We start from the raw sequence: 22,885 nt of genomic DNA on the forward strand, positions 1-22,885 counted from the left end.
CTTGCCCGCGATAAGGGCCGAAGGACCTTCGTTGCCTGACGCACCGCAATCGCGGGCAAGCGCGCTCCTACAAAATCAAAAGCAAAATGAGAACAGAAGACCCAGCATGCGCACACTAACCATCGAGCCGTTGACCAAGCAGGCGTTCGCCCCTTTCGGTGATGTCATCGAAACCGACGGCAGCGATCACTTCATGATCAATAACGGTTCGACCCAGCGCTTTCATCGTCTGGCCGAGGTGCAAACGGCGACGCCGGATGATAAGGCGATCATCAGTATTTTCCGCGCCGAGGCGCTGCAGATGCCGTTGATCATCAGCATGCTGGAGCGCCATCCGCTGGGGAGTCAGGCCTTCGTGCCGCTGCTCGGCAACCCCTTTCTGATCGTGGTTGCGCCCATTGGCGATGAACCCGAATCAGAGTTGGTCCGCGCCTTCCTCTCCAACGGCAGGCAGGGCGTAAATTACCATCGCGGCGTCTGGCACCACCCGGTGCTGACGATCGAAAAGCGGGATGACTTCCTGGTGGTTGATCGCAGTGGCGCAGGCCAAAACTGCGATGAGCATTTCTTCGCTGAGCACCAGAAACTGGTTCTCGATCCCCACCAGTAAGGACCTGAATGTCCGTGTAGTGACGACAGGTAAAAGGTAACAACCGTGGAAGCACATTTGATGGAATGGCTGAATCTCAGCGTGCGCTGGATTCACATGATTGTCGGCATCGCCTGGATCGGCGCCTCGTTTTACTTTGTCTGGCTGGAAAACAATCTCAACCGGGTTAACCCTCGTGATGGTTTGTCCGGGGATTTGTGGGCCATTCATGGCGGGGGCATTTACCACCTGGAGAAATACAAACTCGCCCCGCCGACCATGCCTGACAACCTGCACTGGTTCAAATGGGAAGCGTATTTCACCTGGCTGTCGGGAGTGGCGCTGCTGTGCGTGGTGTTCTACGCCAATCCGACCCTGTATCTGCTGGCGCCGGGCAGCAGCCTGTCGGGCGTTGAAGGGGTGGCACTGGGGTTTGGCTCGTTGTTCGTGGGCTGGTTTGTTTACAGTTTTCTTTGCGACTCGGCGCTGGGCAAACGTCCCGGGCTGTTGGGTTTGATCCTGTTCGTACTGGTCATCGCCGCGGCTTATGGCTTCAGCAAAGTGTTCAGCGGGCGCGGTGCGTATCTGCACGTCGGCGCAATCATCGGCACCATCATGGTCGGCAATGTCTTCCGCATCATCATGCCGGCGCAACGGGCACTGGTGGCCGCCATCGCCGAGAACCGCACACCGGACCCATCGCTGCCAGCCAAAGGCCTGCTGCGCTCGCGACATAACAACTACTTTACCCTGCCCGTGCTGTTCATCATGATCAGCAACCACTTCCCGAGCACTTATGGCAGCCCTTACAACTGGCTGATCCTGGCCGGAATCGGCGTATTGGCCGTGTTGGTCCGCCACTACTTCAATACCCGGCACAACAGCCATAAGTTTGCCTGGACGTTGCCCGTTGCGGCGCTGGGCATGATTTGCCTGGCCTACGTCACCGGCCCTGCCGCGCCGCCTGCGCCACCCGGCCCGGCGAAGATCGAATACCAGCCACTGCCGGGTACGGCGATTGGCGGCTATCGGCATGACGAAGCCAAACCAGCACACACGCCGGAGCCCGTCGTGGCGAAGGTAGATGCCGTTGATTTCGAGAAAGTCCACAACGTGATCCAGCAACGCTGTACGGTCTGTCATTCCGCCAGACCCACCAGCCAACTTTTCAGCACTGCGCCAGCTGGAGTGATGTTTGACACTGCAGAGCAGATCAAGCAACTGGCCCCGCGCATTCAGGCCCAGGCCGTCACCTCGCAAATCATGCCGCTGGGCAACATCACTCAGATGACTCAGCAGGAAAGAGAGCTGATTGGTGCCTGGGTAACCTCGGGCGCGCAGACTAACTAACACAGGTTGCTGGGGAAACGCCCTGTGGGAGCGAATTTATTCGCGAAGAGGCCGGTACATCCGATAGATCTTCTTTGTCAGAACTATCTATTCGCGAATGAATTCGCTCCCACAGGGTCAGCCCTCAAAGACGCACACTGCTAGACCACAATCACCTCCCCCTGCCCCGTCCCAGAGCACTTGAGCGAAGTAACTCAAGCCAGTATCCTCCGCCGCCGCAGTAAAACCCGTCTGTTTTGAATCCTGACTGACCGGCCAACTTGCTGACCGAGCAGTCAACTGTCGAGTTTCCGCAAAAAAACCCTCAATCGGCCGCGAAAAATCGTCGCCGATAGAACTTTCGTGTTTTTTTTAAGGCCTTGGCGCAGCTCTTGCTATGTAGATAAAGCTGACCAAACAGACATGTTTTAACTGCGCAAAAAAAAGTGCCCATAAAGAGCACCAGAACTAACCAAAAGTATCCATCAGGGGAGCAATGAATGAACCGTATTATTTCCAGCGCGATAGTTGCAGGCAGCCTTCTGGCATCCGGCCAAAGCATGGCCGACGGCCTGCTGCAATGGCAGAGCAACAGCCTGACTTACCTTAACGGTCGCGACTTCGCAGTCAACCCGTCAAATCAGCAGACGTTCACTTTCGAACACGCTGATGGCTGGAAATACGGCGATAACTTTGTATTCATCGACAAGATCTTCTACAACGGCAAAGGCGACGCCACCAACGGCGATAACACCTACTACGGTGAAATCTCCCCGCGTCTTTCCATGGGCAAGATATTCGGCCAGAAGTTTGAGTTCGGCCCGATCTCCGATGTATTGATCGCTGCCACCTATGAGTTTGGCGAAGGCGACAGCGAGTCGTACCTGATCGGCCCGGCTGTGGACCTGAAAATCCCCGGCTTCGACTACTTCCAGCTGAACTTCTACAAGCGCTACACCGATGGGCACCGTGCGGGCTACGGCGCTTGGCAGGTCACTCCAGTCTGGTCCTATACCATTCCAGTGGGCAAATCCGACATCCTGATCGACGGCTTTATCGACTGGGTCGTGGACAACAAATCCGATCGCAACGGCGACTACAAATCCAACGTGCACTTCAACCCACAAATCAAATACGACCTGGGTAAAGCCATCAACTTGCCTGAGCGACAGTTGTATGTAGGTATTGAGTACGATTACTGGTCCGACAAATACGGCATTGAAGACACCAAGTACTTCGATACCAACCAGAACACGGCGAGTTTGTTGGTGAAAGTGTTTTTCTGATTGCGTCGAGGCGTGTGGGACGCGGGCCAATTTGGCCCGCGCCTCAGAATGGCTTATACAGCGTACCGCTTATCGGATAAGAATTTTGGTTCTTTCCAGTTAGGTCCTTTTGCAGCGATTATATTGTCGCCAGGTGCCAATACCCCCTCATCAAATAACCGCCTGTAGACTCTTAAAAACTCACCACTAATAATCACTTCACGCCTATACCTACTGAACATCATATCCAGTGAAGGCAAACCTTTATTCAAGGCGAACAAGGTAAGGACGTCCTCCACGGACTCATTCTTAACTATCTGCTCGACAATACTCACTCGAATGCTCCTTTCAATAAATCGTTATAAAAATCTTCGTCCTGCTTATCGCGAGCTGCCATTGCTTCCGGCGAATATAACAACTCCTCAGTACTTTCAAGCTTATAGTCTTCAAGCGTCGCGGTGTGCGCATTATTCCACACAGTCTCCTTGAGATGCTCCGCCACGGGGCCATCCTGCATCCCAATCTCCCGATACCTCTCCAACTCTCGAATCTCGTGAGTGTAATAACGCTTGTCAGTATCGGTAATCACCAACTCGCCTTTCAAAATCTTCTCCAACCGTTCAATCATCACGTCGTTGGCCGCTGAATGGTCCAGGCGTCCGGTATGCAGTTTCACAAGGTCAATTCCCGCTTGTGTAATGGTCGTATCCTGCCAGCTCAGATCTTGTATCGGTCCGCCAGCCTTCTCTGGATTATAGTTCCGACCGCTGTGTTCGCCAGTGGTAGTGGCGTCCTCATAGGGGGTGCTATATACGGTAAAAATCGGCGCAATCCCTGAATCTGCCGGGAATACAGTGATCAAACCATGCAGTGAAGGCGGAGCTACCGGAGTGCTCGGGAGTTCGATTTCAACGGGTGCCGGGGCACTTCCCGTGTAGGTCTGTTCAATCGCAGGTTGAGCCGGTAGCGCTGTGGAACTGCTCTCGGGAATAGCGATCGGAGTCCAGGTCAAAATAATTGAGGGATTATTCGGCAATGTGACGCTGTAGACGTTTGTCTCTGCCACATACACAGCCTCCCTGACCTGAACGGGTGCCGCGGCTTCAATCACTAAAGGATCCAGTGGTACCAGTGAAGACAGATCAGCACCGTCCAGCAACGGTCCCCACCCCGGCAGAGCAACCTCGCCCTCGGCCCCAGCGATATTCGTTAAATCTTGACCGTTGCCCGGCAAAACATCTGCAGCGGGCACGCTGGCCGAAAAGAAGTCACTGTTAGCCAACGTCGAAGGTATCAACAGCGATGAAAAAACCTTGGCAACCTGGCTTGCCGCCTCGATACCAAATTGCCGTGAAGACTGGAGAAATGATTCAACAGCGCCTTTCAATGCTGACATCGCTCTGGCGGCCGCAGCACTGAGCTGCCCGGCGTTAGCAACGGCGGATACTGCACCAATCCGTCCAAACGACGCAGGACCAAAAGTCCCATGTACTTTCAAGTTAGAAACGGGAACTGAATTGGCACTCTCAGCGGCGGCGTCACTCTCAGCTTTCGCAGCGGCTTCAGCAACACGCTGGGCCTCCTGTTCTGCCGCTACTCGCTCCCGCTCCTTTGCCTCCCTTTCAGCCTGCTGCTGGGCTGCAAGACGCTGCTCTTCCGCAACTCGCTGAGCTTCGCGTTCAGCTTGCAAACGCTGCTGCTCTGCAACCGCCTGCTGTTGCTGCACATTTGCGTGCTCAACGTTGTAGCTGTGTTCAAACTCTCTCAGCTGTTGAGCAAGATGTTCTTTCGCCCGTTCAAGCAGGATGACATTATGAAATTCCACTACAGATTCGTGCCAAACTTGAAAGGGTGACCGCTCGCCGCTTTTGGGGTTATAGCGTTCCATCCTGTCCATGTAGTCAGAGAAGTTTTTCTGACTGTTATCGCTAAAAGCGGTGTTAGCGCGACTGCGCGCGTTTGTTTGCTCGTTATTTTTGTTCCAGTAAATCTGATGCACAGCCGATATTTTTGCACCCAGCCTCTGAAGCAAGCTTTGGTGATAGGCAGGGCTGCGTTGCGCGAAGCTTTCTACCTCCGCCTTCATCACGGTCGGGACATTTCGAAGATTAGTCTGGTGGGTGGCCTTTATAGTATCGACACTTTCATGAAAGCAGCCAATCAGCATATTCAAAGCAAACTGATTGGCTGGAGTATCTGGGCCGAATGGATCAATAACGTTCGTCATACCCATCCCTAGATTACTCAGCGGATACGCACCTCCGTCTGAATACGCTGTTATCGACAGCGGATCTCTTCGATCTGGCCACGTCTCACAAAGAAATGTGGGAGCAATTTCTAGATAACTCAAAATAACATCCTATTTTTTAGATTTATTTTTAGTTCAGATACAGCTGATAGCCTTTCGCCAATCAACTCCGAACTCATCCATGAGCACTACCGCTCACGGATAAAAATACAAAAATAAAAACCTAAATAGGACATACATAAATATATGCCTTTCTTTTTTAAATATGATTAACTAAAGTTGTCGAACACACACGTTATCGATGCGAACTCAAAGGCCAAAAGTCTTCGAGAAGCCTCGAAGAAATTTAGCCTCTAGGAGCCGCAGAAAAGCGGTGCAATAACGTTCGCGGGCAAGCCTCGCTCCAACAGACCGGAGCCGTGCCCCCTACTCCCAAGGCAACCGTTTACCCGACCGCACTTTCGCATTGATCAAACGCAATAATTGCAATGGATCACTGTCAGCGCGGGCGTGACTTTGTTCGTCGACCCAGGCCGATACCTGTTTACGATCCAGGTTGGGTCGCAAGTGCAGTATTTCTGCCAGCTGGCGCTCGCACTGTTGGGCGTAGGCGACCACGCTGGAAAACAGGGGACTGTTCATGAGGGTCAACTCGCCTGTCAGGCCTTGATGAGTTTCCAGATTTTGCCCGCTATCGTGACCACTAGCAGGACCAACGCACCGGCAATAATACCGGCGATGGCGTCCAGCAGTGTAGGCACGACCATCGAAAAACCGCCGACAGCTTGCGCCGCATGTTCAGTCACGCCTTCGATCCAGTGATGGATCAGTGGCACACCGTGGGTAAGAATCCCGCCGCCGACCATGAACATTGCCGCAGTCCCTACGATGGAAAGAATTTTCATCAACACTGGCGCCAACCACAACAAGCCTGAACCGATGCCCTGGGCCGCCGAGCTGGCGCTCTTTTTCAAGTACAGCCCCAAATCATCCAGCTTGACGATGCCGGCAACCAGACCATAAACGCCGATGGTGATCAGCACTGCGACGATCACCAGCACACCGACCTGATCCAGAAACGGCCGGGTGGCAACAACCCCCAACGCCAGCACAATAATCTCCGCCGAGAGAATGAAGTCGGTGCGAATGGCACCTTTGATGCGCTCTTTCTCGAAGGCCACCATGTCGACGTTCTGGTCACTGGCCGCGCGCTTGCGTTCCTGACGCTCCTGCTCGGTCTCCGGATGTAGCCATTTATGGGAGATTTTCTCAAAGCCCTCGAAACACAGAAATGCGCCGCCAATCATCAGCAGAGGCAGAATCGCCCAGTCCGCGAACGCACTGATCAACAGCGCCGCTGGCACCAGAATCGCTTTGTTGATCAGCGACCCTTTGGCCACCGCCCACACCACCGGCAGCTCGCGATCAGCCGAAACCCCTGTGACTTGCTGTGCATTGAGGGCCAGGTCGTCCCCTAGCACACCTGCGGTTTTCTTCGCCGCCAGCGATACGTCGTCGAGCAGTGTTGCGATGTCATCCAACAGGGTCAGCAAGCTTCCAGCAGCCACGGGCAATATCCTTGAGCAGTCGTACGGGTGGATTATCAGAGCACAGTAGATGCCGCGAAGCGTCATTGATTCCAGGCAGGCATCGCGGATGAGGGCAATCTTGAGCGGTTCGGGAGGCCGGTGCTACCATGCGCCACCGCCGACCGGGCAAGGAAACCTCTGGTTTATGAGCAGTATTCGCGAGCGCAATAAAGAGCTGATCCTGCGCGCAGCCAGTGAAGAATTCGCCTACAAAGGCTTTGCTGCGACCAAGACCAGTGACATCGCTGCCAAAGCAGGGGTGCCCAAGCCCAACGTCTATTACTACTTCAAGTCCAAGGAAGATCTCTATCGCGAGGTGCTTGAAAGCATCATCGAGCCGATCTTGCAGGCCTCGACGCCCTTCAATCGCGACGGCGTGCCCGCCGAGGTGCTCAGCGCTTACATTCGCTCGAAGATTGTCATTTCCCGGGATCTGCCGTTCGCGTCGAAAGTATTCGCCAGCGAAATCATGCACGGCGCGCCGCACCTCACGCCGGAGCAGGTCGATCAGCTCAACGCTCAGGCCCGGCACAACATCGAGTGCGTTCAGTCCTGGATCGACAGCGGCCAGATCGCCCCAATAGACCCCCACCATCTCATCTTCACCATCTGGGCGGCGACTCAGACCTATGCCGACTTCGACTGGCAGATTTCTACAGTGACCGGCAAGACGAAGCTGGACGACAGCGATTACGAAGCGGCGACCCAGACGATTATCCGGTTGGTGCTTAAAGGGTGTGCGCCGGATATTGCTTGACCACTGTAGGCGTAAATGGACCTGTGGGAGCGAGCTTGCTCGCGAAGGCAATGTTCCTGCCGGCAGAAATATATCGGATGTCCCGGCCCCTTCGCGAGCAAGCTCGCTCAAACAAGGTATCTCGATCTTTTCTAAAACAACAAAAAACCCGCCGAAGCGGGTTTTTTGTTGACCATCCGACATCCTGTCAGCAGCCGTCCTGGCGGTGGTCAATCATCCTTGATTCCGAAGCACTTCCTTTGCTGCGGGGTTGGATCCAATGTACTGAGCAAATGTGACAGAACATAGAGCGGATTTCTCCTCTCGGTGTAAGCCTTTGGCTATACCGCAAGATATTCCGAGAATCGTCCTACTGTGCCCTCAGGTTTATCCATTCAGCGCCGACATCCACTTTAGTAGCGTCAGGCTAGACGACTACCATCAAAGGGCTATTATCGGGGCGAGACTGAACCCGGTGGTGAATCCAGCGGCGCACAGCGCTCGGGACATAAAAAAAATAATACGGAGCAAGCAGTCATGACCATGCGCAGTTTTTCCATCAGCCGCCGCCTCTGGCTGATCCTCATCGTCTCCGTACTGATGCTGTTCATCCTCGCAGCTGCCATGCTCAAGCAGGTGAACACGGATCTCTATGCCGCCAAGGCCGAGAAAACCATGCACGTGGTGCAAAGCACCAGCGGCATTCTGGACTACTACCATGGCCTGGAGACCGCCGGCACGCTGACGACCGAACAGGCGCAAAAACAGGCGCTGGATACCATTCGCGGCCTGCGCTACAACCAGAGCGACTATTTCTGGATCAATGATTTGCGCCCGGTGATGATCATGCACCCGGTGAGCGTCAAGTTGAACGGCCAGGACCTCTCGGCCATCAAGGACCCGGACGGTTTCGCCGTCTTCAATGAAATGGTCACCCTGGCCAAGGCCAAAGGCGCCGGGATGGTTCAATACCGTTGGCCCAAACCAGGCGCGGCTGACCCGGTGCCGAAAATCTCCTACGTCCAGTTGTTCGCACCCTGGGGCTGGATTGTCGGCTCCGGCGTCTATGTGGACGACGTGCAGGCAGAGTTTAAGCAGCAGATGCTCAATGCGGCCCTGTTCAGCCTGGCAATCATCGCCGTCATGGCGCTGCTGGTGATTCTCATCGCTCGCAGTATCGTGCAGCCGCTGCGTGAGTCGGTGCAGGCCATGGCGGACATCGCCAGTGGTGAAAGCGATCTGACCCGCACCTTGCAAACCCACGGCAATGATGAAGTCACGCAACTGGCCCGGCACTTCAACGCCTTCACCGCCAAACTGCGCGGTGTCGTCACCCAACTGCAGGTCTCCGCGTCAGGCTTGGAAACAGCGTCTTCGGAGCTTGGCAGCAGCGCAGATCAGGCTCAGGCCCGCAGCCAGCAGCAGTCGCAGCAGATGGAATTGGTTGCCACCGCAGTCAACGAGGTGACTTACGGCGTGCAGGACGTGGCGAAAAACGCCGAGCATGCGGCCAAGGAAATGCGCGATGCCGAATCTCAGGCCCACCAGGGTCAGGCCAACATTGACAGCAGCCTGCGCCAGATTGATCACCTGTCTGGGACCATCGGCCAAGCGGTGGAAGTGATCCGCACGCTGGCAGCGGAAAGCACGCAGATTGGCGGCGTCCTCGAAGTGATCAGCTCCATCGCTGAACAGACCAACCTGCTGGCCCTCAATGCGGCCATTGAAGCGGCCCGGGCTGGAGAACAGGGTCGCGGATTTGCCGTGGTGGCCGATGAAGTCAGGCTGCTGGCGCAACGCACCCAGAAGTCCACGGCTGAAATCCAGGGCATGATCGAGCGCTTGCAAAAGCATTCCGATGCGGCCGTGAAAGTCATCGCCGACAGCAGCCACTCGTCGCAGTTGACCATTGAGCAAGCCAATCAGGCAGGGCAAAGCCTGACCTCAATCAGTCAGGCGTTGCGCAACCTCAACAGCCTCAACGCCTCGATTGCCAGCGCTACCCTGCAACAATCCCATGTGGTGGAAGATATCAACCAGAACGTCACCCAAGCCGCGCAACTGTCGCAAAGCACCGCGCTGGCTGCGGTGCATTCCAGCGAGGCCAGCCTGCATTTGCGCGGGTTGAGTGAACAGTTGAATGGGTTGTTGCGGCAGTTCAGGGTTTAGATCAGGAATAAAGCCCTGTGGGCGGCTTAGGTGGGAGCGAGCCTTATCGCGGGCAAGCCTCGCTCCCACAGGGTCCACGCTTGGCAGTCCTGCCGCCCAAACCTGCGTAAACTGTCCCGATCTTCGATCCGGATACCACCATGGACAGCAACATCAGCCGCCGCGAACAGTTACGCATCGTCATCTTTCAGACCGACACCCCCAAAGGCCGACGCTTCGACCAGATTCTGCTGGCGGTCATTCTGCTCAGCCTGATCGTGGTCATACTCGACAGCATCCCCTCGGTTCACATCAACTACGGTGATCTGCTGGCGTATATCGAATGGGGCTTCACGGCCATTTTCATCGTCGAATATGGCTTGCGCCTGTACTGTTCCCCTCGCCCACTGCAGTACGCCTTCAGCTTCTACGGCCTGGTAGATTTGCTGGCCATCGTGCCCAGCATACTGGGGATCTATTACAGCGATGCGCAGTACCTGTTGATCGTGCGGGTCATTCGCATGCTGCGGATTTTCCGGGTGCTCAAACTCAGCCCGTATCTCAAACAGGCCAATTACCTGCTGTCGGCACTGCGCGGCAGCAAACAGAAAATCATCGTGTTTCTGGTCAGCGTATCGACCCTGGTCGTGGTGTTTGGCACGCTGATGTACGTGATCGAAGGCCCGGAGCATGGTTTCACCAGCATCCCCACCGGTATCTATTGGGCAATCGTGACCCTCACCACCGTGGGTTTCGGCGACATCGTGCCCAAGACGCCGCTGGGGCAGATGCTCTCTTCGCTGGTGATGATTACCGGCTACTCGATCATTGCCGTGCCCACCGGGATTTTCACCGCTGAACTGGCCAACGCGATGCGCGGCGAACAGCTGCAACACGACTGCCCGGTCTGCTCGAAGAAGAATCACGAACATGGTGCAGCGTTCTGTTCGCGCTGCGGTAACGCGCTTTTTCCGCGAGTAGAAAATAAGGCATAAGCAAATGCCTTTTTAGTCTTTAAGCGCTTATCCCAGCCCGGCTATAGTCGCCAGCATTAAGCCATCAACTTTGAACCATGAGTCGCCCACAAAAAGGAATTGCGTAGTGAACAAACTTTTCGCCGCTTCGTTACTGGCCGCTGGCCTGGCTTTCGGCAGCGCGGCAAATGCCGCCCCGACCCTGCTCAACGTGTCGTATGACGTGATGCGTGACTTCTACAAGGATTACAACGCTGCGTTCCAGAAGCACTGGCAAGCCGAGCATAAAGAAAACATCACCGTGCAGATGTCATTCGGCGGCTCCAGCAAGCAAGCCCGTTCGGTCATCGACGGACTGCCTGCAGACGTGATCACCATGAACATGGCCACCGACATCAACGCCCTGGCGGATAACGGCAAACTGATCCCTGACAACTGGGTGACGCGTCTGCCAAACAACAGCGCTCCGTTCACTTCCGCGACCGTGTTCATTGTGCGCAAGGGCAACCCCAAGGCGCTGAAAGACTGGCCCGATCTGATCAAAGACGGCGTTGAAGTCATCGTGCCAAACCCGAAAACCTCGGGTAATGGCCGCTACACCTACCTCTCGGCCTGGGGATACACCCTGAAAAACGGTGGCGATGAAGCCGCTGCCAAGCAGTTCGTGGGCAGCCTGTTCAAACACGTACCCGTGCTGGATACCGGCGGCCGTGGCGCAACCACCACTTTCATGACCAACCAGATCGGCGACGTTTTGATCACCTTCGAGAACGAAGCGGAAATGATCGCCCGTGAGTTCGGCCGTGATCAGTTTGAAGTGGTCTACCCTACCGTATCCGCCGAAGCCGAGCCGCCAGTAAGCGTGGTCGACAAAGTCGTCGACAAGAAAAAAAGCCGCGCCGCCGCCGAGGAATACCTGAAATACCTGTGGTCCCCGGAAGGCCAGGAAATCGCCGCCGCCAACTATCTACGCCCGCGCGACCCGGCCATCCTGGCTAAATACACCGACCGCTTCCCGAAAGTAGATTTCCTTTCGGTAGAGAAAACCTTCGGCGACTGGCGCACCGTGCAGAAAACCCACTTCAATGATGGTGGGGTGTTTGATCAGATTTATCCGGGTAAGTGATTTGACCTGAGCAATACAAGACGGCGCCCGAGAGGTCGCCGTTTTTTATTGCCCATGAAAAACTTAATGCCCCTGCCCCAGCAAGCTTCCCAGCCGCTCACCAATGATCACGCACGGCGCCATGGTGTTGCCGGTCGTCACTCGGGGCATGATCGAGGCGTCTGCAATTCTGAGACCGTCGATGCCGTAGACGCGCAACTGGGCGTCCACCACTGACATGGCGTCCCTGCCCATTTTTGCAGTGCATGACTGGTGCCAGACTGTCGACGCCGTGTTGCGCACAAATGACTCCAGCGCCTCGCCGCGTAAGGGTCCGGGCATCACTTCTCGGCGCGCAAAGCTGCGCATGATCGAGCTGTTGCCGATTTCCCGACACAGCTGAACCGCTCGCACCAGTGCCTGCAAATCTTCGGGTTCCGCCAGGGCCGCGCTGTCGATGTTTAACGGGTCCATGGCACTGGCGCCGGTCAAGGTGATAGAACCTCGACTTTTGGGCCTCACCAGGCCTGGCAACAGTGACCATGCTGCTGCGGGGGGATTGAAGGTTGCTTGTGCCTCAGGCGTGGCGATAGGGATTTCCGCGAGAAAGGTCTGGATGTCGGGCAATTCGAGTGCCGGGTCGCTTTTCCAGAAAAATGTCGACTCCCCTGCGTTATTGCGAGGTGCCTGCGCCTGCTCGTATTCCCAGATGCACCCGGACACCATGATGTGGTCCTGATAATTCTGACCGACGCCGGGCAGATCCTGCACCACAGGGATGCCGTGCCTGACCAGCTGTCGCGCATCGCCGATTCCGGAAAGCATCAGGATTTTGGGCGTATTGATTGCGCCTGTCGAAAGCACCACCTCGTGCCGTGCTTTGAAATTCATGACCTTGCCGTCATGAATGACCTCGACACCGACAGCGCGCTTGCCCTCCAACAGAACCCGTAAAACATGGGTATCAGTCAGTACGGTGAGGTTGGGCTGGGCCATCACCGGATACACATAGCCGCGAAATATCGAGCGGCGGCGTCCATTGCTCAGGCAAACATTGGTCAGCGCCGCACCGCCGGGCCCTTCCATCAAGGCGCCGTTCTGATCATCGTAAACAGCCATGCCCTGCTCGGCGGCGGCGCGCAGCATGGCTGGCGCAACGGGGTTAGGGTCTGGGGCTGGCTGAACAAACACCGGCCCGCCAGTACCCCGGCGAACTGGATCCGGCGTACCGCGCCAGTTTTCTATGCGGCGATAGGTGGCCAGGGTGGATTGGTAATTCCAGGCCGGGTCGCCTGACTCACTGGCAAAAAAGTCCCAGTCGCTGCTATGTCCGCGAGACCAGACCATGACGTTGATTGATGATCCACCGCCTAGCACTTTGCCCATCGACAGCGGCATGATTCGATTGTTGAGGTGCGGGTTGGGCCGCGCCTGGAATTGCCAGTCACGTTCACTGCCCAGGTTGGTGAACCAGATGCTGGCATCGTCAACGCTGGGCACGTCATCACTGCCGCCCGCTTCCAGGAGCAGCACCCTTACATCCTGATTCTCCGCCAAGCGCCGGGCGACAACCGACCCGGACGTGCCTGAGCCACACACGATGAAGTCGTAGGAGCTCTGCAAATGGGTTCTCAGGTGCAGCTGGTTTTCTGCAACACGACGTGCAAAGTCTGCACCGTCAGTTGCGCCGATAAAGTTTTCCATAGAGATGCCTGTGCAAACTTCCGTACACCGCCAGCGCAATCAGCACGCACTAAGCGACGGAAATCGATAACGTTTGTGGTTTAACTGGCGCAAATAACTGCGCAGCAGTCATGGCGTGGATCAGTCAATGAATGACGTGATCAAGTCTATGGCGGGGGTTGGCGATAGCTGTTATCTGCAAGGCGCTTGCTGCATGTCCATAAGGCGCTATATCAGCCGGTTAAACTCGGACTTGCGAGGGGCAAATATCAAAGTGCGCTCGGTAGGCGCGACTGAAATGTGCCGCCGTGGCAAAACCGCATTGCCAGGCCACATCCTGAACACTCAGGCCTGGCCCACGGCCGGAACTGAGCAACTGTTGTGCGAGCTCAAGGCGCATGGTCCAGACATGGCGCATGACTGTCGTGTTACGCGCCCTGAACAGACGTTGCAGGTGCTTGACCGAGACATGCGCTGCGCCAGCCACCGCAGCACTGTCCAGATCGGAATTGCCCAGATTCAAGTGGATGTAACGCTTGGCACGCAACAGCACGACTTCAGCGCTGCGTGGCATTAACGTGTCACCGGCACCACCGAGTATGGCATCCACCAACTCCAGCAACTGCCGTCCCATCAAGTTACGAATAACCGGACTGGGCGCAACATGCTGCTGGGCGATGCAGTAAATCAGGTCACGGGTCGCGCACATATCGGGCGAGTTCATATCAGCAGTGACGAGATCGGCCAACGAATGCCTCAAACCACGATCACGTAATGCAGCCTTAGGAATACGCAGCACGGTCATCTGCCCGCGCTCCGTAAAAGACTCCTGAAATGACCAGGCCGGGTCGATCACGAACATGCTGCCGGCTTTAAAGCGGCGCTGCTGCCCGGCTTGGGAAATATCCACCTGTCCGCCGGTCATCAGTTTCAGGTAAAGCCATTCGCCTTGCCAGGAAGCGCGCTCTTCGCCGACAGGCGTCAACGCCAGAGACGACAGATCCGCCAAGGTCACGCCAACCTCCCCTAGACTCCAGCTTTGCGCGGTGGAGTTGATGGAGCGTGCTTCATCGAAATGACAGTACATCCCGTGATGCTCAAGCATCACATCGGACCAGACAGCACCAGAGTCAGAGGCGAGATCAAAATTTATACCGTGAGCGTCGAAACCCCGTGGCGTGACGATTGGCATTGCCGAATTGGCCGCACTGGAATGGCTCATGGACGATGGAGTCCTGCGCTACAGAAGTCAGAAGCCGGTGAGCGTACCCCGTTTCGGCGGGGTTTGTCGGTTGTCAGCGGCAAATCCGACGGATACCCAATTGTTTTTGCGCGTCACACCTGTTCGGAAGTCTCTATCGGTTTGCAGCCCATACTGCTATCCAGATTCTTCAGGCGACGCAATGAGGCTGGGCTGAAATGAAAAACGGCGACCCTTGGGTCGCCTTTATTGTGTGCGGTCATTTTTGTAGGAGCTGCCGAAGGCTGCGAAAACGGCGCATCTGACACACCGCTTCGTGACGGTCGTGACCTCCGATTGCTCCATCAAACACGAAATAACTCCCTGACCTGGAATGCTTTTTTGTAGGAGCGCGCTTGCCCGCGATAGCGTCAGGTCAGGCAACACATTTTTTGCTGAAATACCGCATCGCGGGCAAGCGCGCTCCTACGGGCTCCGTGTTCTCTGCACAACAGCGCGGCTTGCGCACGACGAGCACACTTCTACAGAATTCGAGCTACTTCAATCAATTCCCGAACTGCTTCCCCAGCCCAGCCGGCACACCACTGGAATCAGTCTCCTGCCAAGGCCCGTTACGGCTGGTGGACCAGGTCCAGCCGTTGTTCCAGCGGTAATAGGTGCGCTGGCGGTAGAAGGTGTCGGTCTGGTCGTCCAGCACGTGCACACCCAGTTTGGCGTCCCAGTGGCTATTGCCACCCGGTGGCGGCGCGAAGTTGGTGGAGGTTTTCGGGCCTGCTGCCGGGGCCTTCGGCGTAACCGGGGCTGAGGGTTTGCCCGGTGCGGGCTTGCCGGGCAGTGTCTGGATTGGCTCCTGGCTGCGCGGCCCGGTGGGCTGGACCGCACAAGCACTCAAGCCTAGAACCAGACCCAACAAGGTAATACGTGCGGCTGCGCGGTACATAAGCGTGCTCTCTACTGATCGGGGCTGTCGATGGTCAGCGCTTGCAAGGCCGTGGTGTTGCTCGCCAGCGGCTTGCTGCGGCCGATCCACTCGCCGGTGGTCGGCTGACCTGCGCGGGATATCCGCGCCACGAGTTGGACTTCCGGAAAGTTCGACAGTTTCAGTTGCGGCATCATTGCGTCGACATCGCCCAACTCGACCTCAGCGGGCAAGTCAGCCACGGTTAGCCGTTTGACCGCCAACGGCGCTGGCGGGCCGCCCACCGAACGGGCGAAGACAAATACGCTGTCGCCGGGTGCCACTTTGGCCTTGAGCTCAGCAGCCAGGTCCACCCGGACTTTGATCGTTGCGCCCTTGGTCACGACGGCTACAGGTTTTTCAGGACTGCCACCGAGTTTTTCGCTGGCTCGGGCAATGCCGCCCTCCAGCGCTGAACGGGAAGGATCCTGAGGCGGCAGCACGGCCAGCAAGCGCTTCCAGTACTCCACCGCTTGCTGATAACGCTCACTTTCAAATGCGGCAATGCCCAGCAGACCCAGGCTGGTGACTTCTTTCGGATCCCCTTGCAGGGCTTCGGCGGTCAACGCCTGGACTTGTGCGGTGAATTGCTTGTTGCTGGCGAAATACAACGCCTGGGCCCATTGGCCGAGCAACTCGGGCTGTCGTCCTGCCAGGGCAACCGCACGCTCGAACATCGCGGCCGCATCACGCGGGCGGTCCTGAGCCATGTAGGTACGCGCCAGAAAGTAGAAACCTTCCGCCGAGTCAGGCTGGGCTTTGACGGCACGCTCAAGGCGATCAGTCATCTCTGCGATAGAGCCCGGTGGTTGGGAAAATTCCCGGGTCAACTCGACCTTGTCACTGGCACCGAAATGCAGATACACGCCAAGGCCCAGCACTGGCACTAGAAGCGCCGCCAGCAATGGCAAGGTTTTGCCCAGCCTTGAAGTGCGCAATTGCCCGGCACCTTCAGTGTCGGCGAGCAATTCGCGGGCTGCTTCAGATCGGCCGCTGTCCAGTTGCTCGGCACTCAACACGCCTTCCGCCTGCTGGGTTTGCAGTTCGGCGACGCGCTCCTGATACAGCGCAACGTTGAGAGCGGTTCGGTCTTCTTCGCTTTGGGCACGACGACCGCGCAACACGGGGATCAGCAGGAAACTCATGGCCACTAGCAACAGCAGGCCGGCAGCTAGCCAGAAATCAATCATTCGCGGTTTTTATCCAGCAGATTTGCGAGGCGCTGACGCTCCTCGTCGGAAAGCGCATCGTTTTCCTCGCGACCCTGGCCACGACGACGCACGACAATCACACCAATCACCAACAGACCACCCACCAGCAGCCCGGCAGGGCCGAACCAGAGCAGCCAGGTCTTGGCGCTCAGAGCCGGCTTATAGCGCACGAAATCGCCGTAGCGATCGACCATGAAGTCGATGATCTGCTGATTGCTACGACCCTCGCCGAGCATGCGGAAAATCTCTTTGCGCAGGTCGGCTGCAATCGGCGCGTTGGAGTCGGCGATGTCCTGATTCTGACACTTGGGGCAACGTAGCTCTTTGGTCAGCTCCGCATAACGCGCCCGCTCGGCATCGTCGCGAAACTCGTAGGCGTCGATGGCGGCGTGGGCCAGCGTGGCAATGCCGAGAGTGAGAGCGACAGCGGCTAACAAACGTTTCATTGCTTCGCCTCGTCGACAAGACCCTGATACAACCCGGCTAATTGTTCGCGCCATACAGTCTCATCCACCACACCGACAAACTTGTGCCGGATGATGCCTTTGCTGTCGATCAGGAAGGTTTCCGGCGCGCCATAGACACCCAGGTTCAAGCCCAGGCTGCCTTCGTCGTCGCGGATATTGAGCTGATAAGGATTATGGAAATCCTTGAGCCACTTCAAGGCGTCAGCGTTGACGTCCTTGTAGTTGATGCCGTAGATCACCACACCCTGCTGGGCCAGCTTGTTCAGGACTGGATGTTCAACCCGGCAGGCCACGCACCAGGTACCCCAGACGTTGACCAGCGCCGGTTTGCCCAGCAGATCGGCCCGGGTAATGAGCCTGTCGCTTTGCACATCGCGCAGGGAAAATTCCGGGAACGGCTTGTCGATCAGCGCCGAAGGCAGTTCGGCCGGATCAAGGTACAAACCGCGATACAGGAACACCGCGACGCCCAGAAAAATCACCAGCGGCAGGAGCAGAATCCAGCGCTTCATACGGCAGCCTCCAGGCCCAAGGCATCACGCACCTTGCTTTTGACCTTGACCCGATAACGCTTGTCCAGCGCCGCCAGCACACCGCCAAGCGCAGTGATCAAGCCGCCGAACCAGATCCAGCGAACGAAGGGTTTGACGTGGACGCGCACCGCCCAGGCACCGTTGCCCAGGGGTTCACCCAGCGCGACATACAAATCACGGGTGAAACCGGCGTCGATACCCGCTTCGGTCATCATCGATTGCTGCACGGTGTACAGGCGTTTTTCCGGGTGCAGGATGGTCACTTGTTTGCCGTCTTCCAGAACGCGAACGGTGCCGCGATCAGAGGTAAAGTTCGGCCCCTGATAATGCTGCGCGCCTTCGAAAACGAACATGTAGCCGCCCAGCTCCATGGATTCGCCGGGGGCCAGACGCAGATCGCGCTCGGCGCTGTTCTGGCTGGACAACACCACACCCAGTGCGCAGACGGCTATGCCGATATGCGCCAGCTGCATGCCCCAGTAACTGCGGGTCATGCTTCGAGAACCCTTGATCAGGCCTTTGTGGCGTGTCTTGTCCAGCAAATCGCGAACGCCGGCCAGCAACACCCAGGCTGCCAGCATGAAGGTAGCCATGACTGCCCAATGGAAATCATTCATCGCCAGCCCGGCAACGACCGCCAGGACCGCACTGCCGATCAGCACCGGGGCAAGCATACCCGCCAGCCACTTCACGGGAGTGTCTTTCCAGCGCACCAGCACGCCAACGGCCATGACCGCCATGAGCAACGCCATCAAGGGCACGAACATGGCATTGAAGTACGGCGGGCCGACCGACATCTTCGCCCCGCTGAGGGCATCCAGCACCAGCGGATACAAGGTGCCCAGCAGGATCATCGAAGCCGCCACCACCAGCACCAGGTTGTTACCCAGCAGCAGGGTTTCACGAGACCACAAACCGAAGCCGACATGGCTCTTCACCACCGGCGCACGGAAGGCGAACAGGGTCAGGGAACCGCCGACCACGAACAGCAGAAAAATAAGGATGAACACGCCGCGCTCTGGATCGGAAGCGAACGCATGCACCGAAGTCAGCACGCCGGAACGCACCAGGAATGTACCCAGCAGGCTCAGGGAAAATGCGGCGATAGCCAGCAGCACTGTCCAGCTTTTGAACACGCCGCGTTTTTCGGTGACCGCCAGTGAGTGAATCAGCGCAGTGCCTACCAGCCATGGCATGAAGGATGCGTTTTCCACCGGGTCCCAGAACCACCAGCCGCCCCAGCCAAGCTCGTAATAGGCCCACCATGAGCCCAACGTGATGCCGACACCGAGAAACGCCCAGGCTGCGATGGTCCATGGACGCGACCAGCGTGCCCAAGCTGCATCAAGGCGCCCGCCCAACAGCGCCGCGATGGCAAAGGCGAAGGCTACCGAGAAGCCGACATAGCCCATGTACAGCATCGGCGGATGGACGATCAGACCGATGTCCTGCAACAGCGGATTGAGATCACGGCCGTTGGCGGGCACTTGGGGGAGAATGCGCGAGAACGGGTTGGACGTGAGGATCAGGAACAGCAAGAAGCCGACGCTGATCATGCCCATCACCGCCAGTACCCGGGCCAACATCACCTGGGGTAACTGCCGGGAAAAAATTGATACGGCGAAGGTCCAGGCGCCAAGAATCAAGGCCCAGAGCAGCAGCGAGCCTTCATGAGCACCCCATACCGCGCTGAACTTGTAATACCAGGGCAACGCACTGTTTGAGTTTCCGGCGACGTAGGCCACGGAAAAGTCGTCAGTCATGAAGGCGTAAGTCAGGCAGCCAAAGGCAAAAATCAGGAAGCTGAATTGCCCCCAGGCTGCCGGTTGCGCCAAGCCCATCCACATCCTGTCGCCACGCCAGGCGCCGACCAAGGGGACGGAGGCCTGCACGACAGCGAAGCACAGGGCCAGAATCATGGCCAGATGGCCGAGTTCAGGAATCATGGTTCAACCTTGCTTCGAGGGTGTTGAGGAAGGAGCCGGCGCGGCCTGACCACTTTCCTTGAGCGCCTTGGTGACTTCCGGCGGCATGTATTTTTCATCGTGCTTGGCCAGCACTTCATCGGCGACCACTACGCCGTCGGCGTTGAGCTTGCCGAGGGCGACGATGCCCTGCCCTTCGCGAAACAGGTCCGGGAGGATGCCGCGGTAGGTGATGGTCACGGACTTGTTGAAATCGGTGACGATGAATTTCACATCCAGAGAATCCGCCGAGCGCTGCAATGAGCCTTTCTCCACCATGCCACCGGCACGAATACGTGTGTCATGGGGCGCTTCGCCGCTGGCGATCTGGGTTGGGGTGTAAAACAGATTGATGTTTTCTTTGAGGGCGCTCAAGGCCAGAGTCACGGCGATGCTGACACCAGCGAGAATCGCCACGATGATCAACAGACGCTTCTTACGCAGCGGATTCACTTCTGGTTCTCCCAGCGCAGGCGTCGCGCCTCTTGTTGCAGGTAACGCCTGCGCGCCAGCAAAGGCAGCGCAACATTGATGGCCAGGCCCAGAAAACAGATCCCATAGGCCGACCAGACGAACAGGCCATGATGCCCCATGGCCAGAAAATCGCTGAATGAATCAAATTTCACTGTACGTTCTCCTTCGCGGGCACCTGACCGAGGCTTTTCAGCACTTCGGCCTTGACCCAACTGGCCCGTGCCTCACGCTTGAGTACTTCCAGACGCATGCGCAGCAGCAACACCGCGCCAAAGAAGCAGTAGAAACCCAGCACCGTGAACAGCAACGGCAGCCACATTTCAGCGGGCATGGCCGGTTTCTCGGTCAGGCTAAAGGTCGCGCCCTGATGCAGGGTGTTCCACCACTCCACCGAGTACTTGATGATCGGGATATTGATCACACCAACGATAGCCAATACCGCGCAGGCCTTGGCGGCGCTGTCGCGATTGCTGATGGCGTTGCCCAGAGCGATCAGACCGAAATACAGAAACAGCAGGATCAGCATCGACGTCAGCCGCGCATCCCAGACCCACCACGAACCCCAGGTGGGTTTGCCCCAGATGGCACCGCTGATCAAGGCAATCGCGGTCATCCAGGCACCGATGGGCGCGGCGCTTTGCAGGGCGACATCGGCCAGTTTCATTTTCCACACCAGGCCGACCACCCCACAGACCGCCAGCATCACGTAGCAGGACTGGGCGAGCATGGCGGCTGGCACATGGATATAAATGATCCGGAAGCTGTTGCCTTGCTGATAGTCCGGCGGCGCGAACGCCAGGCCCCAGACCACGCCGATGCCGATCAGCAAGACGGCCGCGATACTCAGCCATGGCAACAAGCGCCCGCTGATACCGTAAAACCATTTGGGTGAGCCAAGCTTGTGGAACCAGGCCCAACTCACCCCGCGTTTAGCGTTGTCTTTCATCACGCTGCCTTTCATCAAGCTGCCTTCTCACGGTGTAGCTCGGGTTTTGCCGCTGAGTGATCACAGTCAGTCGGACAGAACCTCATTTATTCGCCGACGCTGATCTTCAGGCCAGCTGCTATGGCAAAGGGTGTCAGGGTGACCGCAAGGGCGGTCAGGCTACCGAGCCAGAGCAAGTAGCCGGTGGCGGGCATGCCTTGCAGTGCTGCCTGCAACGCGCCACTGCCAAGGATCAATACCGGGATATACAACGGCAGGATCAACAAGGCCAGCAGCAAACCACCACGCTTCAAACCGACGGTCAATGCCGCGCCGACCGCGCCAAGCAGGCTCAATATCGGCGTACCCAGCAGCAAGGACAACAACAGCACGGGCAAGCAATGGCTCGGCAAACCGAGCATCAAGGCCAGAAGCGGCGCCAACAATACCAGTGCCAGTCCGGAAAAAGCCCAATGTGCCAGCACTTTGGCCAAAACCAGCAACGACAGCGGATGGGCTGACAATACCCACTGCTCCAGCGAGCCATCTTCGAAATCGCTGCGAAACAGGCCGTCGAGGGAGAGCAGGACCGACAACAAGGCTGCTACCCAGACTAACCCCGGCGACAGGGTTTGCAATAACTGCATCTCGGGGCCGACCGCCAGCGGGAACAGCGCGATGACGATCGCGAAGAACACCAGTGGGTTGGCCAGCTCCGCCGGACGCCGGAATAAAAGACGAGCCTCGCGGGCGACGAGCAGGGTAAACACATGACTCATACGGCCCATTGCCCCAGATCAATATCGCGATAACCGGCCGGTGTGCGGCTCAGGGTGTGGTGGGTGGTCAATACGATCATGCCACCCCGTTCGCAATGCTCCGCCAGATGAGACTCCAGCTGCGCGACGCCTTGCTTGTCCAGCGCCGTAAAGGGTTCATCGAGAATCCAGATCGGCGGGCTGTCCAGATACAACCGCGCCAAAGCGACCCTTCGTTGTTGCCCGGCCGACAACGTGTGGCACGGCACATCTTCAAAGCCGCGCAGGCCAACAGCTTGCAGGGCCTGCCAGATCGCCGAGGATTCAGCCGGACGGTGCAGCGCACACAGCCATGTGAGGTTTTCCAGGGGTGTCAGCAGGTCCTTGATGCCAGCGGCATGACCGATCCAGAGCAGATTGCGGGCAAGCTCCACCCGTTGTTCGCTCAGGGGCTGGCCGTTGATCAGCACCTGTCCGGCCGTGGGCTGCATGAGGCCCGACAACAAGCGCAACAGGCTGGTTTTACCGCTCCCGTTGGGCCCGCTGATCTGCAGCATGTCACCGGCGTGCAATTGCAGGTCGAGATGTTCGAAGAGCATCCGCCAATCGCGCTCGCACGCCAGGCCATCGGCTTGCAGAAGAGGTGTAGAACGAGTCATCCAGGGTTCCCAGTCGCATCAGAACACAGCCAACGAGGCATGGTCTGAAGAAATGGCAGTTCAAGTCAG

Annotated in this window: 22 protein-coding genes; 7 read left to right on the forward strand and 15 right to left on the reverse strand. The window is 57.3% G+C overall.

What is annotated here, in order from left to right:
- Positions 1-106 precede the first annotated feature (106 nt).
- From IV01_RS23115 to IV01_RS23105, 3 genes are all read left to right on the forward strand, one after another.
- The gene (locus IV01_RS23115; RefSeq protein WP_032625307.1) at positions 107-610 is read left to right on the forward strand and encodes an ureidoglycolate lyase; all 504 of its coding nucleotides are present in this window, start codon (positions 107-109) and stop codon (positions 608-610) included.
- A 45-nt stretch (positions 611-655) separates the two neighbouring features.
- Positions 656-1,939: a urate hydroxylase PuuD gene (locus IV01_RS23110; RefSeq protein ID WP_032625309.1), complete on the forward strand. Its 1,284-nt coding sequence runs from the start codon at positions 656-658 to the stop codon at positions 1,937-1,939.
- Between the two features lie 479 nt (positions 1,940-2,418).
- On the forward strand, positions 2,419-3,204 hold the full coding sequence (locus IV01_RS23105; RefSeq protein WP_032625312.1) for an outer membrane protein OmpK: 786 nt from the start codon (positions 2,419-2,421) through the stop codon (positions 3,202-3,204).
- Positions 3,205-3,514: 310 nt separating this feature from the next.
- On the opposite strand, the gene IV01_RS0124500 is transcribed toward IV01_RS23105, so the two are convergent.
- The 3 genes from IV01_RS0124500 to IV01_RS23090 form a co-directional block, all read right to left on the reverse strand.
- Positions 3,515-5,410 carry an S-type pyocin domain-containing protein gene (locus IV01_RS0124500; protein ID WP_195758735.1) on the reverse strand — a complete coding sequence of 632 codons (1,896 nt, stop codon included), beginning with the start codon at positions 5,408-5,410 and terminating at the stop codon, positions 3,515-3,517.
- 447 nt (positions 5,411-5,857) lie between these two features.
- Positions 5,858-6,073 carry a hypothetical protein gene (locus IV01_RS23095; protein ID WP_032625315.1) on the reverse strand — a complete coding sequence of 72 codons (216 nt, stop codon included), beginning with the start codon at positions 6,071-6,073 and terminating at the stop codon, positions 5,858-5,860.
- A 17-nt stretch (positions 6,074-6,090) separates the two neighbouring features.
- Entirely contained in the window at positions 6,091-6,999 is a 909-nt protein-coding gene (locus IV01_RS23090) for a DUF808 domain-containing protein (protein ID WP_032625318.1), read from the reverse strand.
- Positions 7,000-7,165: 166 nt separating this feature from the next.
- On the opposite strand from IV01_RS23090, the gene IV01_RS23085 reads away from it, so the two are divergent.
- From IV01_RS23085 to IV01_RS23070, 4 genes are all read left to right on the forward strand, one after another.
- Positions 7,166-7,777 (forward strand): TetR/AcrR family transcriptional regulator, encoded by a 612-nt coding sequence (locus IV01_RS23085; RefSeq protein ID WP_032625320.1) that lies wholly within the window; start codon positions 7,166-7,168, stop codon positions 7,775-7,777.
- A 516-nt stretch (positions 7,778-8,293) separates the two neighbouring features.
- On the forward strand, positions 8,294-9,925 hold the full coding sequence (locus IV01_RS23080; RefSeq protein WP_032625322.1) for a methyl-accepting chemotaxis protein: 1,632 nt from the start codon (positions 8,294-8,296) through the stop codon (positions 9,923-9,925).
- A gap of 140 nt (positions 9,926-10,065) precedes the next feature.
- The gene (locus tag IV01_RS23075) at positions 10,066-10,899 is read left to right on the forward strand and encodes an ion transporter (protein ID WP_032625324.1); all 834 of its coding nucleotides are present in this window, start codon (positions 10,066-10,068) and stop codon (positions 10,897-10,899) included.
- A gap of 106 nt (positions 10,900-11,005) precedes the next feature.
- Positions 11,006-12,004, forward strand: a complete 999-nt coding sequence (locus tag IV01_RS23070; protein WP_032625326.1) for a sulfate ABC transporter substrate-binding protein — start codon at positions 11,006-11,008, stop codon at positions 12,002-12,004.
- A gap of 63 nt (positions 12,005-12,067) precedes the next feature.
- Here the strand turns inward: IV01_RS23070 and IV01_RS23065 are convergent, their stop codons facing one another.
- The 12 genes from IV01_RS23065 to ccmA all read right to left on the reverse strand — a co-directional run bounded on the left by IV01_RS23065 (position 12,068) and on the right by ccmA (position 22,816).
- Positions 12,068-13,687, reverse strand: coding sequence for a GMC family oxidoreductase (locus IV01_RS23065; RefSeq protein WP_032625328.1), 1,620 nt, complete (start codon positions 13,685-13,687; stop codon positions 12,068-12,070).
- Positions 13,688-13,907: 220 nt separating this feature from the next.
- Positions 13,908-14,888, reverse strand: a complete 981-nt coding sequence (locus IV01_RS23060) for an AraC family transcriptional regulator (protein ID WP_229636073.1) — start codon at positions 14,886-14,888, stop codon at positions 13,908-13,910.
- Positions 14,889-15,411: 523 nt separating this feature from the next.
- A complete protein-coding gene (locus IV01_RS23055; RefSeq protein ID WP_032625330.1) occupies positions 15,412-15,807 on the reverse strand; it encodes a hypothetical protein in 396 nt (131 codons plus the stop codon).
- Positions 15,808-15,818: 11 nt separating this feature from the next.
- On the reverse strand, positions 15,819-17,015 hold the full coding sequence (gene ccmI / locus IV01_RS23050) for a c-type cytochrome biogenesis protein CcmI (protein ID WP_032625332.1): 1,197 nt from the start codon (positions 17,013-17,015) through the stop codon (positions 15,819-15,821).
- Complete coding sequence (locus IV01_RS23045) at positions 17,012-17,482, reverse strand: cytochrome c-type biogenesis protein (protein ID WP_032625333.1); 471 nt, start codon at positions 17,480-17,482, stop codon at positions 17,012-17,014. Before IV01_RS23045 ends, ccmI begins: the two co-directional genes overlap by 4 nt.
- On the reverse strand, positions 17,479-18,015 hold the full coding sequence (locus tag IV01_RS23040; RefSeq protein ID WP_032625335.1) for a DsbE family thiol:disulfide interchange protein: 537 nt from the start codon (positions 18,013-18,015) through the stop codon (positions 17,479-17,481). Before IV01_RS23040 ends, IV01_RS23045 begins: the two co-directional genes overlap by 4 nt.
- The gene (locus IV01_RS23035) at positions 18,012-19,982 is read right to left on the reverse strand and encodes a heme lyase CcmF/NrfE family subunit (protein WP_032625337.1); all 1,971 of its coding nucleotides are present in this window, start codon (positions 19,980-19,982) and stop codon (positions 18,012-18,014) included. Before IV01_RS23035 ends, IV01_RS23040 begins: the two co-directional genes overlap by 4 nt.
- A 3-nt stretch (positions 19,983-19,985) precedes the next feature.
- Positions 19,986-20,453: a cytochrome c maturation protein CcmE gene (ccmE, locus tag IV01_RS23030; RefSeq protein ID WP_032625339.1), complete on the reverse strand. Its 468-nt coding sequence runs from the start codon at positions 20,451-20,453 to the stop codon at positions 19,986-19,988.
- Positions 20,450-20,626, reverse strand: a complete 177-nt coding sequence (ccmD, locus tag IV01_RS23025) for a heme exporter protein CcmD (protein ID WP_032625341.1) — start codon at positions 20,624-20,626, stop codon at positions 20,450-20,452. Before ccmD ends, ccmE begins: the two co-directional genes overlap by 4 nt.
- On the reverse strand, positions 20,623-21,420 hold the full coding sequence (locus IV01_RS23020; RefSeq protein ID WP_080290191.1) for a heme ABC transporter permease: 798 nt from the start codon (positions 21,418-21,420) through the stop codon (positions 20,623-20,625). Before IV01_RS23020 ends, ccmD begins: the two co-directional genes overlap by 4 nt.
- 86 nt (positions 21,421-21,506) lie before the next feature.
- On the reverse strand, positions 21,507-22,178 hold the full coding sequence (gene ccmB, locus IV01_RS23015; RefSeq protein WP_032625555.1) for a heme exporter protein CcmB: 672 nt from the start codon (positions 22,176-22,178) through the stop codon (positions 21,507-21,509).
- Entirely contained in the window at positions 22,175-22,816 is a 642-nt protein-coding gene (gene ccmA, locus IV01_RS23010; protein WP_032625343.1) for a cytochrome c biogenesis heme-transporting ATPase CcmA, read from the reverse strand. The genes ccmB and ccmA overlap by 4 nt, the downstream gene beginning before the upstream one ends.
- Between the last annotated feature and the right edge of the window lie 69 nt (positions 22,817-22,885).

The organism is Pseudomonas syringae (genome assembly GCF_000737245.1).
In the GTDB taxonomy this organism is placed as follows: domain Bacteria; phylum Pseudomonadota; class Gammaproteobacteria; order Pseudomonadales; family Pseudomonadaceae; genus Aquipseudomonas; species Aquipseudomonas syringae_J.